Source organism: Aeromonas rivipollensis (assembly GCF_037811135.1).
Lineage (GTDB): Bacteria > Pseudomonadota > Gammaproteobacteria > Enterobacterales > Aeromonadaceae > Aeromonas > Aeromonas rivipollensis.
Window position 1 is genome coordinate 4,364,272 of sequence record NZ_CP149130.1, and the last position, 13,229, is coordinate 4,377,500.

The 13,229-nt window shown below is 58.9% G+C and carries 7 protein-coding genes, 1 tRNA gene and 3 rRNA genes (1 of these 11 running past the window's edge); all 11 read right to left on the reverse strand.

Annotation, left to right across the window (positions count from 1 at the left end; genetic code table 11):
• Positions 1–22 precede the first annotated feature (22 nt).
• Positions 23–994: a bile acid:sodium symporter family protein gene (locus tag WIR04_RS20035; RefSeq protein ID WP_338889285.1), complete on the reverse strand. Its 972-nt coding sequence runs from the start codon at positions 992–994 to the stop codon at positions 23–25.
• A gap of 260 nt (positions 995–1,254) precedes the next feature.
• Positions 1,255–2,697: an amino acid permease gene (locus tag WIR04_RS20040; RefSeq protein WP_338889287.1), complete on the reverse strand. Its 1,443-nt coding sequence runs from the start codon at positions 2,695–2,697 to the stop codon at positions 1,255–1,257.
• Positions 2,698–2,864: 167 nt separating this feature from the next.
• Positions 2,865–3,203, reverse strand: coding sequence for a tRNA-binding protein (locus WIR04_RS20045; protein WP_162520097.1), 339 nt, complete (start codon positions 3,201–3,203; stop codon positions 2,865–2,867).
• Between the two features lie 62 nt (positions 3,204–3,265).
• Positions 3,266–4,711 carry an amino acid permease gene (locus WIR04_RS20050; RefSeq protein WP_338889290.1) on the reverse strand — a complete coding sequence of 482 codons (1,446 nt, stop codon included), beginning with the start codon at positions 4,709–4,711 and terminating at the stop codon, positions 3,266–3,268.
• 102 nt (positions 4,712–4,813) lie between these two features.
• On the reverse strand, positions 4,814–5,269 hold the full coding sequence (locus tag WIR04_RS20055) for a beta-galactosidase subunit beta (protein ID WP_338889292.1): 456 nt from the start codon (positions 5,267–5,269) through the stop codon (positions 4,814–4,816).
• The gene (gene ebgA, locus WIR04_RS20060; RefSeq protein ID WP_338889295.1) at positions 5,266–8,340 is read right to left on the reverse strand and encodes a beta-galactosidase subunit alpha; all 3,075 of its coding nucleotides are present in this window, start codon (positions 8,338–8,340) and stop codon (positions 5,266–5,268) included. Before ebgA ends, WIR04_RS20055 begins: the two co-directional genes overlap by 4 nt.
• 320 nt (positions 8,341–8,660) lie before the next feature.
• A complete protein-coding gene (gene ebgR / locus WIR04_RS20065) occupies positions 8,661–9,626 on the reverse strand; it encodes a transcriptional regulator EbgR (protein ID WP_338889297.1) in 966 nt (321 codons plus the stop codon).
• Positions 9,627–9,781: 155 nt separating this feature from the next.
• Positions 9,782–9,896, reverse strand: a 5S ribosomal RNA gene (rrf, locus tag WIR04_RS20070).
• Positions 9,897–9,918: 22 nt separating this feature from the next.
• A tRNA-Thr gene (locus WIR04_RS20075) sits at positions 9,919–9,994 on the reverse strand.
• A gap of 106 nt (positions 9,995–10,100) precedes the next feature.
• Positions 10,101–10,215, reverse strand: a 5S ribosomal RNA gene (gene rrf / locus WIR04_RS20080).
• A gap of 127 nt (positions 10,216–10,342) precedes the next feature.
• Positions 10,343–13,229, reverse strand: a 23S ribosomal RNA gene (locus WIR04_RS20085) (it continues 3 nt past the right edge of the window).

A 13,229-nucleotide genomic window follows, 5' to 3' on the forward strand; every position in this document is an offset into this window, starting at 1 on the left:
CCCTCTTTTTTATCCAGACGGCTTACCCCTCCTGGACCTGGGGCAGGGGCTCCTGCTCGCGGTAGCGGCGGGCCAGCACGGCGCACACCATCAGCTGGATCTGGTGGAAGATCATCAGCGGCAGCACCATGACCCCGACGCTGGCGGCGGGGAACATGACGTTGGCCATGGGCACCCCATTGGCCAGACTCTTCTTGGAGCCGCAGAAGACGATGGTGATCTCGTCCGCCTTGTTGAACCCGAGGCGGCGGCTGATCCAGATGTTCCAAGCCAGCACCAGCGCCAGCAGCACGCAGCTCAGCAGCACTATGCTGGCGAGATCGTACCAGCCGACCTGGTGCCAGATCCCCTGCACCACCGCCTCGCTGAAGGCCACATAGACCACCAGCAGTATGGAGCTCTGATCCAGCTTGCCGATGAGGGGGCGATGGCTGTCGACCCAGCGGCCGATCAGTGGGCGCGACAGATGGCCCACCACGAAGGGCAGCATCAGCTGCACCATGATCGCCTGAATGGAGTGCCAGGTGTCGACCCCCTCCCCCTGAACATTGATCATCAGCCCCACCAGCACCGGCGAGAGGAAGATGCCGAGGATGCTGGAGGCCGAGGCGCTGCACACCGCCGCCGACACATTGCCCCCCGCCATGGAGGTGAAGGCGATGGCCGACTGCACGGTCGCAGGCAGGGCGCACAGATAGAGGAAGCCCAGATAGATGGCCGGGCTCAGCCACTGGGGCACCAACGGGGTGAGCAAGAGCCCCAGCAGCGGGAACAGCAGGAAGGTGCTGGCCATCACCACCAGGTGGAGCCGCCAGTGGCCGAGGCCCGCCAGCAGGTTCTGGCGCGACAGCTTGGCGCCATGCATGAAGAACAGCAGCGCCACCGCCAGCTTGGTCAGCAACGCGAACCAGACGGCCACCTGGCCCTCGCAGGGGAAGAAGGAGGCCAGGGCCACCACGGCAATCAGCACAGAGGTAAAGGGATCCAGACGCACGGGGAGTCTCCAGGGAAAGCGCGTCCCTCACCGGATGGGGGACGACAGGGCACAGGAGGGCCATCCTCTGACGGCGACCCTCGATACGAAACCCCAGCTTACCCCGAACACAGGGAGGCGCAAAGTTGAGCGACGGCCCCAGGCATTCAGTGAAATTAAACGAGTTGGTTTTTTGTGCTTTAAAACTAAACATTCAGGTCAGGCGAGGAGACAAAAAAACGGGTGGCCAGAGGCCACCCGCGCTGCACCGCTGTCAGCTCTCAGATCTGCCGGGCCAGGGCATCGCCCCCCGCCTTGCCCCCGGCGGCCAGCTTGCGGGCCTGGCGCTTCTCGAAGCGGGAGATCCACCAGTAGGCCAGCGCCGAGAAGATGGCGGTCATGAAGACGTTGATGAAGAAGGCGCGCACCAGATCCACCCCGGCCGGGAAGGCGGAGGCACTCATGCTCACCACGAAGATGGTGATGAGCACCGAGACCACGGCCATGCCGAAGGTACGCGACCCCATGCGAAAATCCCGGGGGGTGTCGTCGTGTTTCCAGCGGAACACGAAGTAGGCCACCATGATGAAGATAGGCGGCAGCATGGCGGTACCGGCGGTGAGGTTGATGGCGGTGTTCATCATCTGCTGCACCGACTCGGAGCCGAAGCCGTTGACCACCAGCATCACGAACACGAAGGCAAACTGCCACCAGGCGGCCCGCACCGGCACCCCGTGCTCGTTGAGCTGGGTGGTCTTGTCGCCATAGACCCCCTGGGGGATCTCGGAGAAGTGGATCTTCACCGGCGCCGAGGTCCACATCATCATGGAGCCGAACATGGCGATGAAGAGCACCACCCCGACCGCCCGGCCTACCAGGGTCTCGGAGAGCCCGAAGTACTGGGCCATGCCGGTGAAGATCTCCACCATGCCGCCGGCGTAGGTGAGGCTCTCCCGTGGCACGAAGACGTTCACCAGCAGGGAGCCCAGCGCATACATGGCACCTATGACCACACCGGCGATGATGATCACCTTGATGAAGGACTTCTGGCCGCCCTTGACGTCATTGAGGTAGGCCGCCGCCGTTTCGGCTCCGCCCGCCGCCTGGAAGATCCAGCACATGATGCCGAGCGTCGCCCAGTTGACGGTGGGGGTCATGGCTTCCAGGGTGATGGGCTGGGCCGCCACATGGTCACCGCCGAGGGCCATCAGGGCGCCCAGCACATAGATGGCGAACAGGGCGAAGACGCCGTAGGCCACCAGTTCGGCAATCTTGCCGAGCCAGCTCGCCCCCTTGGTGGAGATATGGGTCGCCGCCGCAAACAGCGCTATGGAGATAATCGAGGTGACGGTTGGCGAGAAGCTGTATTCATAGCCCAGCATGGCGTAGGAGGCGTAGGCGATGACGTTCGGCAGCAATGAGACAAACCAGAACAGGTTCACGAACCAGTAGAGGAAGGAGCCCAGATAGGCCATACGGGTGCCGAGGGGTTTCTTGAGCCAGTCGTACATCCCCGACTCGGAGTTTTTGTTGGCCGAGACGAACTCGGCGATGATGAAGACGAACGGAATGAAGTAGACGATGGTCGCCAGCAGGAAGATGGGGGCTGAGCTGAGCCCCAGCTCTATGTTGTTGTTGACGATGTTGCGCACGTTGAACACGGCGGCAAAGGTCATCGACAACAGGGCAAACTTGCCTATGGTGCCGCGTACGGAATCAGACATATCTCCTCCAATGGAATCGCGCTCCCTGCGGGTAACGCTGTGACTCTGAATGTGTTCGGCAAGGGTCTGTCGGCCCCGCCTTTTACTCTCTTGTTATGATCGGGCCGCGTGCACGGCCTCGTTGGCAAACCGGCGCAGCCCTGCGGCACCGGCACTCAATCGGGGGTTCAGACGATGGGGGTGCCCGGCGCCATCGGCACGCGAGGCTGCAACAGCACGCTCTGGCTCTCGTCCGGGGTCTCGGCGCAGAGCAACATGCACTCGGAACGCTCGCCGCGCATCCTGGTGGGTTTGAGGTTGGTCAGCACCACCACCTCGCTGCCCAGCAGCTCCTCTTCGCTGTAATGGGGCACCAGGCTGGTGACGGTCTGCAGCGGCCGCTCGCCCCCCACGTCGATCTGGACGATATAGAGTTTGTCGGCCCCGGGGTGGCGCACCACCTCCAGCACCTTGCCCACCTTCATCTCGACCCGCTTGAATTCGGCAAACTCGATCGTCTCGCTCATGCTCTTCTCCTTATCTGGTTCAACGGTTTGCGGATGGCCAGCGGCCACCCGGCTTGATGGGGTCATGACGGCTGGATGACGGCCTGCGCCGCCGGCTCGGCCTCTTTGGCGCGCGCTTCGGCGCTGAGGGAGGCCTCGTATCTGTTGTATTTCCACCAGGCAAAGCCCAGGAAAATCACGATCCCGCCCACGTTGTAGAAGACGATGGTCATGATGTCGGCGCCGGTCGGGAAGGTGGAGGCGAGGAAGCCCACCGAGAAGATGGCGATCAGCACCGAGACCACGGCGATGCCGGTAGTGCGCGAGCCCATCTTGAAATCTCGCGGCAGGTGATCGAGCTTCAGGCGCAGATTGAGGTAGGCCAGCATGATGAAGAGCGGCGGCAGCATGGAGGCGGCGGCGGTCATGTTGATGACGGTGTTCATCAGATCCTGCGCAGTGTTGGAGCCCAGGGTCGGGATCACCATCAGCGGCAGCACGATGAGGTACTGGATCCAGGCTGCGCGGGCGGGCACGCCGTTCTCGTTCAGCTCGACCGTCTTCTTGCCGAAGATGCCGGCCGGGATCTCGGAGAAGAAGATCTTCACCGGGGTGGCGGTCCACATCAGCAGGGAACCGAACATGGCGGTGAAGGAGACCAGCCCGACGAAGCGGTTCATCAGGATCTCCGGCAAGCCGAAGTAGGCCGCCAGCCCTTCGAACACCTGCACCGAGCCGCCGGTGTATTTCAGGGTACCGCTCGGCACGAAGACGTTGATCAGCAGGGAGGCGATGGAGTAGAGCACCCCGATAAAGATCCCGGCGATGATGATCACCTTCACGAAGGACTTGGAGCCCCCTTTGACGTCATTGACGTAGACCGCCACCGACTCGGCACCACCGGCCGCCATGAAGATCCAGGTGGTGATACCGAGGAAGGCCCAGCTGAAATCGGGGATCATCGCCTCTACCGTGATGGGGTCGGCCGGTTGTACGCCGCCCACCAGAGCCGTCCCCGCCAGCAGAATGTAGGAGAGGGTCAGCAGCAGCATCAGGGACGAGGTCACCGAGGTGATGGGGCCGAGCATCTTGGCGCCGTTGGTGGAGACATAGGTGGCGAAGGCAAAGAGCACCATGCTCAATGCCGTGGTCGCCACCGGAGTGAGAATGTACTCGTAGCCGAGGAAGGCATAGGAGGCGTAGGCGATGACCCGCGGCAGCAAGGAGGTGAAGAAGAAGAGGTTCACGAACCAGTAGGTGTAGGCAGAGATAAAGGCCCAGCGACCGCCGAGGGAGCTCTTCACCCAGGCATAGACGCCCGCTTCGGAGTTTTTATTCAGTGACACAAATTCCGCAATGATCAGGCAGAACGGAATGAAGTAAAAAAGGGTGGCCAGAAAGAACATCGGGGCCGAGGCCAGACCGATCTCGATGTTGTTGTTGATGACGTTGTTGAAGCTGAATACCGCCGCGAAGGTGAGCGACAGCAGACCAAACTTGCCTATCGTATTCCGTTTGGAATCAGACATGGTGCATCTCCAGACCTGTAGTTATTGCCGCGAAAGGGCGGGGCATGGTTTGTAGGGTGAGCCCCGCCCTTCCGGCTTTTATCAGTGCAAACCAGCGGCTTGTTATTTGTTTTTGAAGTAGCCACCTTCGACGGTGACCTTGATGATCAGCTTGCGCACCGGGCTATCGCCTGTGAACCGGTAAGCCTCGTCGTTCTCGAAGATCACCACCTGACCGTTGCCGACTTTCTGGCGCTCGCGCACCTCGCCGGCCAGCCACTCGCGATCCGTGGTGTCGTCGTAGGCCTGCTCGATCCGCAGCTCGCTCTTGGCAGCCCACTCCACCGTCTCTTCCCCTTCCAGGTAGTAGTGAACGTCGAAGTAGCGGCGCTGCCCCTCGAACAACGAGGTGGCTGGGCTAGCCCCCTCCTGCAAGCGGTAGGTGAGGGAGTCACCGATGGAGTGACAGATGCCGGGCTTGAGGTTTGGCAGGTTATTGATGGCCTCCACGCAGCGGCCCCACTTCTTGCCCTCCCGGTAGATGTTTTTGAACAGGGTCAGGTTGCCTAAGGTGATCATGCGAGGTTCCTCCCGCCGTTGATGCTGAGGTCGAGACCGGCCAGCGCAGCCGGATTGAGGTTGCCACGGACGATGGGCAGCAGGGTCAGGCCGAAGCTGAACGGCTCGAAGCGCACCCGCCAGGAGTCCAGCACCTCGGAACCCCAGGAGTTGGAACCCAGCCCCAGCACCTTGTGATCCAGATTGAGGGTGAGATAACCACAGGGCTCCAGCTCGTTGATGTGCTGCGCCTCGTGGATATGCTCCCAGCTGTAGGGCCAGACGCTCAGGTTGATGGGGGCATCGGGCCGCACGTAGAGACCGGCGCCGTGGCGGTTGGTCAGGGTCGCCCAGCGCACCTGCTGGCGGTTGCCATTGTCCTGCGGGAAGGGGTAGTGCTCCCACATCTCGCCCACCGTGCTGTTGAAGCAGTCGATCCAGTTGCTCTGGCGGCTGTCCTGATAGTTTTCACCCGGACCCATGCCGTAGTAGTGCACCCGGTCGAGATCCTGACGAATACCCAGCTCGAAGCCGATCTTGGGGATGATGTCGTCATAGCCGCCGTAGGGCTGACCGGAGAGGGCCACATGCAGCTGACCGTTCGGGCTCAGGGTGTAGACGTAGCGGCAGCGCATGCCGAAGTCGAACACCGGCGGCGCGATCAGGCTCTCCACCGTCACCTCGACCGCCTCGCCCAGCTGACGCCAGCTTAAGATGCGGAAGTGCTCCTGCATGATCTGCAGGTGGTTCGGGTGCCACAGGCTCTCGTACTCCTGCTTGTGGTTGTCGATCATCGGCTTGAAGAAGGTGAGACGCGGCGCCCGCTCAATCAGCTCATTGCCATCCTGCTGCCAGCTCACCAGCTTGCCGTCGAGGCGCGAGAAGCGCAGGGCAAAGCCGCTGCCGCTCAAGGTCAGCGCGAGCCGCTCATCGGCAATCTGCAACGGGGTGGCGTTGGGATTGGCAAAGGGCTGCAGCTGGCGGGTCGATGCCTTCAGCTGGAACTGGTACTGGCCCAGCTCGTGCTCCGCCGCGCTATAGCGAGTGGCGGTGGCCTTGATGACCCGCAGTTGGACGAAGGTTTCCCGCCCATCGAGCGAAGGCAGCTCAAGCTGCAGCTCGGTAATCGCACCGGGGGCAACCCCTTCCAGCCGGATCTGCTGGCTGGCCAGCAGTTCGCCCTCGGCCTTCACCTCAACCAGCAGACGGATGTCGTCGAGAGTGGAGAACCAGTAGCGGTTTTCCACCGCCAGCTTGCCGCTGGCCAGATCCAGCGCCCGCACCTTGACCGGGCAGATCACCTGCTTGTATTCGCGCAGGCCAGGCCCAGAGGTCTGATCCGGATAGATGAGGCCATCCATGCAGAAGTTGTAGTTGTTGGGGTAGTCGCCGTAGTCGCCGCCGTATTTGTAAACGGCACGCCCCTGCTCGTCCTGATCCAGGATGCCGTGATCGCACCACTCCCAGATGTAGTGACCCTGAATGTGGGGATGACGGTCGAACACCTGTTGATATTCGCTCAGGCCACCCGGGCCGTTGCCCATGGCGTGGGCGTATTCGCAGAGGATGCGCGGCTTAGGCATAGGGAACTCGCCAAAGCAGTTCATCTGGGAGACGCGGGAGTACATGGTGCTCACCACATCCACCACCTCGGCATCGCGATCCTCTTCGTAGTGCACCAGCCGGGTCGGATCGATCGCCTTGCAGCGCTGGTACATGGCCCTGATGTTGCAGCCGTAGCCGGACTCGTTGCCCAGGGACCAGATGATGATGGAGGGGTGGTTCTTCTGGGCATGAACGTGGCGTTCGATGCGATCCACAAACACCGGCTCCCAGAAGGGAGCGTCGGTGATGCGGCTGAGATCGCCGACGTTGGCAAAGCCGTGGGTCTCCACGTCGGTCTCCGCCATCACGAACAGACCGTACTGGTCACACAGCTCGTAGAAGCGCGGGTCGTTCGGGTAGTGGGCGGTGCGCACCGAGTTGAGGTTGTGCTGCTTCATCAGCACTATGTCGCGCTCCACCCTATCCATGCCGACCGCGCGGCTCTTGAGGTGGTCATTGTCGTGGCGGTTCACCCCGTGCAGCTTGAGGTAGTGGCCGTTGACGTAGAAGAGGCCATCCTTGACCTTGATGTCACGCACGCCGACCCGCTGCGGGATCACCTCCAGCAGTTCGCCCTGACCGTTGTAGAGGGAGAGTTGCAGTTGGTAGAGGTAAGGATCTTCGGCGCTCCACAGATGGGGCTTGGCCAGATCCAGCGTGAAGCGGCAGTCGAGCTTGCCGTCGATGGCGAGATGGTCGAGCGAGCCGGTGGCGATCTCCCTGCCCTGATCCAGCAGGGACCAGGCCAGACGATGATCAGGGGCAGGCGCCCCCAGATTTTCCAGCTTGATATCGCAGCTCAGGGTGGCGCTCTGGTTGTCATCGGCCAGCGCGGTGCGGATGAAGAAGTCCTGCACATGGGCGGCCGGTTTGCCCACCAGATAGACATCGCGGAAGATCCCCGCCATCCACCACATGTCCTGATCTTCGATATAGGTGGAGTCCGCCCACTGCATCACCCGCACCGACAGCAGGTTCTCGCCGGTGTTGGCGTAGGCGCTGATGTCGAACTCGGCGGTGAGGCGGCTCCCCTTGCTGAAGCCGACGTAGTGGCCGTTCACATAAACCTCGAAGTAGGTCTCCACACCGTCGAACTTGATGATCACCTGCTCGCCGTCCCAGGCCGGGCTCAGCACAAAGCTGCGCTGATAGGCACCGGTGGGGTTATTGGTCGGCACGAAGGGAACGTCGATGGGGAAGGGAAAACCCTCATCGGTGTACTGCAGCTGGCCATGGCCTTCCATCTGCCACATGTTTGGCACTGTGATCTGCCCCCACTCGCTCATGGCGCTGTGATAGAAGGCCTCCGGCACCAGCAACGGATGCTCGAAGTAGTGGAACTGCCACTGGCCGCTCAAGGAGAGGAAGCGACGGCTCAGCTCCCGCTGCATGGTGGCCGCCAGCCCGTGATCGGCATAAGAGAAGAAGTAGGCGCGCGGAGCCAGCCTGTTTTCACCAACGAATTGGACGTTTTCCCAGTTATTCACATGTCCTCCCGGAACAAGACAACCTTGACTGGGTAAACTTTAGATAAACATTTACTAAATATCAGTTTTGGATCGGTAAAGTTTTAACCTGATCACAATGGCCGGATGGTTTTGTGAGCGAGATCAGAAGCGGAGAATAAAAGGAGGTAAAGCGGGCAGTGATGGCATGGATGTTGATAAACGTAGGCAGTTCATGGCTAAAAACCACAACAAAACAATGCACTATAAATTACCAGGAGAAATGAGGGAGAGGATGGAGAAAGAAAGAGGCCGCACCACCGCGAGATGGTGCGACTAAAACAGGAACTATTTTACTAAAATTAGCGAGTGGTACCACGCAGAGTCAGGCGGCTCGGCACTAGTACCCGAAGGGGTATATCGCGCTCATCACGCAGCCGTTCGACCAGCAGATTGACTCCCTGTGAGCCCATCAACTCGGAGTGGATCCGCACCGTGGAGAGCGGCGGGAAGGTGAACTTGGCGGTCGGGATATCGTTGACGCTGATGAGCTCGATCTGCTGGGGAATCGCCAATCCCTTCTCGTGGATGGCTCTCAGCACGCCGATGGCGATGGAGTCGGAGGCGACGAACAGCGCCTTGGGCCAATCCCCTGCCAGCATCTCTTTCGCCAGTCGGTAGCCAGAGGCACTGGAGAAATCGCCGCGATAGAGATCGCTCTCCTGCACCACTCCCAGCCGCTGGCCATAATCCCGAAAGGCTAGCTCACGAAGGTCCGGCGCCTCATCCTGACCCCCTATATAACCGATGCGGCCGTGCCCCTGGGCGATGAAGAAGTCCACCACCTGCTGGCTGATAAGCGCCAGATCCACGTCCACGGAGTCAAATTCCCCCTGGGAGCGGCAATCCACGAACACCAGCTGGGCAGAGAGAGAATGGAGCGCGGCCAGGCGCTCCTCGGGCAGGTGGCCGATCACCAGGATGCCGTCGACGGCACAGAGCTCACGCCCCTCTGCGCCGTTGTAGAAATGGGTCAGCTCTATGTTGAAGCGGGCGCACTGGGTCTCGATGCCGTAGCGAATGGCGAGATAGTAGGGGTCGTTGACCTCGGTGCTCTGCGGATAGGCATAGACCGCCAGAAAGTGCAGCTTGCTCTTGTGCACCCCTTTGCGGGCGCTGCTGGTCTTGTACTCCAGCCGCTCGGCAATCTCGAAGATCTTCTGTCTGGTCTCTTCCTTGACGCTCAGCGTCGGATCTTCATTGAGCACCCGCGACACAGTGGCCTGGGACACCCCCGCCTCCTGTGCAATTTCCTTCAACGTGGCCATGCATACTCCTCTGGCGATGACTCCCGACAATACCTGACCAAGAGTAACGGGCAAGCCGCTGACAGCCCAGCATTTTTACTAAAAGAAGCCAGCCTGGATCGAAAAAATCCCAAAGCAAAAAGGCCTCCCGAATGGGAGGCCTCTTCTAAATAGGTGCCTGACAGTGTCCTACTCTCGCATGGCGAATGCCACACTACCATCGGCGCTACCGCGTTTCACTTCTGAGTTCGGCATGGGATCAGGTGGTTCCACGGCGCTATTGCCGTCAGGCAAAAGCTGTATTACTTAATAATGGTGCTGATACCCAGAGTCGAACTGGGGACCTCATCCTTACCAAGGATGCGCTCTACCAACTGAGCCATATCAGCACACTAACCGGTAAAGACCGCACTGTGTGCGCTATCTAAATCTTCTGTCCAACACGACCTGACGTCGTATTGCGACCAACCACATCGCTGTGATTGCTTAATTGATGCCTGGCAGTGTCCTACTCTCGCATGGCGAATGCCACACTACCATCGGCGCTACCGCGTTTCACTTCTGAGTTCGGCATGGGATCAGGTGGTTCCACGGCGCTATGGCCGCCAGGCAAATTCTTCAATCTCGGAAAGCTGACGTGAGTAACGACTGATTGGCTGTTGCCTCGTCGCTATCACTGAATTAGGTAAGTAGTTCGTTCACTTGCTACAAGCCTTAGAACACTTCTTGGGTGTTGTATGGTTAAGCCTCACGGGTAATTAGTATGGGTTAGCTCAACACGTCGCCGCGCTTACACACCCCACCTATCAACGTTGTGGTCTCCAACGGCCCTTTAGGACCCTCAAGGGGTCAGGGATGACTCATCTCAGGGCTCGCTTCCCGCTTAGATGCTTTCAGCGGTTATCGATTCCGAACTTAGCTACCGGGCAGTGCCACTGGCGTGACAACCCGAACACCAGAGGTTCGTTCACTCCGGTCCTCTCGTACTAGGAGCAACTCCCTTCAATCATCCAACGCCCACGGCAGATAGGGACCGAACTGTCTCACGACGTTCTGAACCCAGCTCGCGTACCACTTTAAATGGCGAACAGCCATACCCTTGGGACCGACTTCAGCCCCAGGATGTGATGAGCCGACATCGAGGTGCCAAACACCGCCGTCGATATGAACTCTTGGGCGGTATCAGCCTGTTATCCCCGGAGTACCTTTTATCCGTTGAGCGATGGCCCTTCCATTCAGAACCACCGGATCACTATGACCTACTTTCGTACCTGCTCGACCTGTCCGTCTCGCAGTTAAGCTGGCTTATGCCATTGCACTAACCTCCTGATGTCCGACCAGGATTAGCCAACCTTCGTGCTCCTCCGTTACTCTTTGGGAGGAGACCGCCCCAGTCAAACTACCCACCAGGCACTGTCCGCGAGCCCGATTCAGGGCCCTGCGTTAGAACATCAAACATACAAGGGTGGTATTTCAAGGACGGCTCCAGCGCAACTGGCGTCACGCCTTCAAAGCCTCCCACCTATCCTACACATGTAGGTTCAATGTTCAGTGCCAAGCTGTAGTAAAGGTTCACGGGGTCTTTCCGTCTAGCCGCGGGTACACCGCATCTTCACGGCGAATTCGATTTCACTGAGTCTCGGGTGGAGACAGCATGGCCATGGTTACACCATTCGTGCAGGTCGGAACTTACCCGACAAGGAATTTCGCTACCTTAGGACCGTTATAGTTACGGCCGCCGTTTACCGGGGCTTCGATCAAGAGCTTCGCTTGCGCTAACCCCATCAATTAACCTTCCGGCACCGGGCAGGTGTCACACCCTATACGTCCACTTTCGTGTTTGCAGAGTGCTGTGTTTTTGATAAACAGTCCCAGCCATCTGGTCACTGCGACTCCCAACTGCTCCATCCGCAAGGGACTTCACTGTCAAGAGCGAACCTTCTCCCGAAGTTACGGTTCTATTTTGCCTAGTTCCTTCACCCGAGTTCTCTCAAGCGCCTTGGTATTCTCTACCCGACCACCTGTGTCGGTTTGGGGTACGATGACTTGTAATCTGAAGCTTAGAGGCTTTTCCTGGAAGCAGGGCATCAATGGCTTCACCACCGTAGTGGCTTCGTCTCGTGTCTCAGTGTTGTGTCTCCGGATTTGCCTAGAAACACCACCTACGCACTTTCACCAGGACAACCGTCGCCTGGCCCACCTAGCCTTCTCCGTCCCCCCATCGCAATTACAAGTCGTGCAGGAATATTAACCTGCTTCCCATCGATTACGCCTTTCGGCCTCACCTTAGGGGTCGACTCACCCTGCCCCGATTAACGTTGGACAGGAACCCTTGGTCTTCCGGCGAGGAGGCTTTTCACCCCCTTTATCGTTACTTACGTCAGCATTCGCACTTCTGATATCTCCAGCATACCTCTCGATACACCTTCGCAGACTTACAGAACGCTCCCCTACCACTCACACATAAGTGTGAATCCGCGGCTTCGGTGCCTGGTTTGAGCCCCGTTACATCTTCCGCGCAGGCCGACTCGACTAGTGAGCTATTACGCTTTCTTTAAATGATGGCTGCTTCTAAGCCAACATCCTAGCTGTCTGAGCCTTCCCACATCGTTTCCCACTTAACCAGAACTTTGGGACCTTAGCCGGCGGTCTGGGTTGTTTCCCTCTTCACGACGGACGTTAGCACCCGCCGTGTGTCTCCCGGATATTACTTACTGGTATTCGGAGTTTGCATGGAGTTGGTAAGTCGGGATGACCCCCTAGTCCAAACAGTGCTCTACCCCCAGTAGTATTCGTCCGAGGCGCTACCTAAATAGCTTTCGGGGAGAACCAGCTATCTCCGAGTTTGATTGGCCTTTCACCCCCAGCCACAGGTCATCCCCTAACTTTGCAACGTTAGTGGGTTCGGTCCTCCAGTTGATGTTACTCAACCTTCAACCTGCCCATGGCTAGATCACCCGGTTTCGGGTCTACACCTTGCAACTAGACGCCCAGTTAAGACTCGGTTTCCCTACGGCTCCCCTATACGGTTAACCTCGCTACAAAATGTAAGTCGCTGACCCATTATACAAAAGGTACGCAGTCACCCCGAAGGGCTCCCACTGCTTGTACGTACACGGTTTCAGGTTCTATTTCACTCCCCTCACAGGGGTTCTTTTCGCCTTTCCCTCACGGTACTGGTTCACTATCGGTCAGTCAGGAGTATTTAGCCTTGGAGGATGGTCCCCCCATATTCAGACAGGATGTCACGTGTCCCGCCCTACTCGATTTCACATCAAGGTTGTTTTCGTGTACGGGGCTATCACCCTGTATCGCCGGCCTTTCCAGGACCGTTCCACTAACTTCCAAGATGCTTAAGGGCTAATCCCCGTTCGCTCGCCGCTACTGAGGGAATCTCGGTTGATTTCTTTTCCTCGGGGTACTTAGATGTTTCAGTTCTCCCGGTTCGCCTCGTTGCACTATGTATTCATGCAACGATACCCAAGTTATCTTGGGTGGGTTTCCCCATTCGGAAATCTGTGAGTAATAGCGTCTCTTACCGACTTCTCACAGCTTATCGCAGGTTAGTACGTCCTTCATCGCCTCTGACTGCCAAGGCATCCACCATGTACGCTTAGTCACTTA

Excerpts from the sequence above, each read along its gene's own strand:
- WIR04_RS20045 (WP_162520097.1), bottom strand. The coding sequence starts at position 3,203 with ATGAGCGAGACGATCGAGTTTGCCGAATTCAAGCGGGTCGAGATGAAG.
- WIR04_RS20040 (WP_338889287.1), bottom strand. The coding sequence starts at position 2,697 with ATGTCTGATTCCGTACGCGGCACCATAGGCAAGTTTGCCCTGTTGTCG.
- WIR04_RS20050 (WP_338889290.1), bottom strand. The coding sequence starts at position 4,711 with ATGTCTGATTCCAAACGGAATACGATAGGCAAGTTTGGTCTGCTGTCG.
- ebgR (WP_338889297.1), bottom strand. The coding sequence starts at position 9,626 with ATGGCCACGTTGAAGGAAATTGCACAGGAGGCGGGGGTGTCCCAGGCC.
- WIR04_RS20055 (WP_338889292.1), bottom strand. The coding sequence starts at position 5,269 with ATGATCACCTTAGGCAACCTGACCCTGTTCAAAAACATCTACCGGGAG.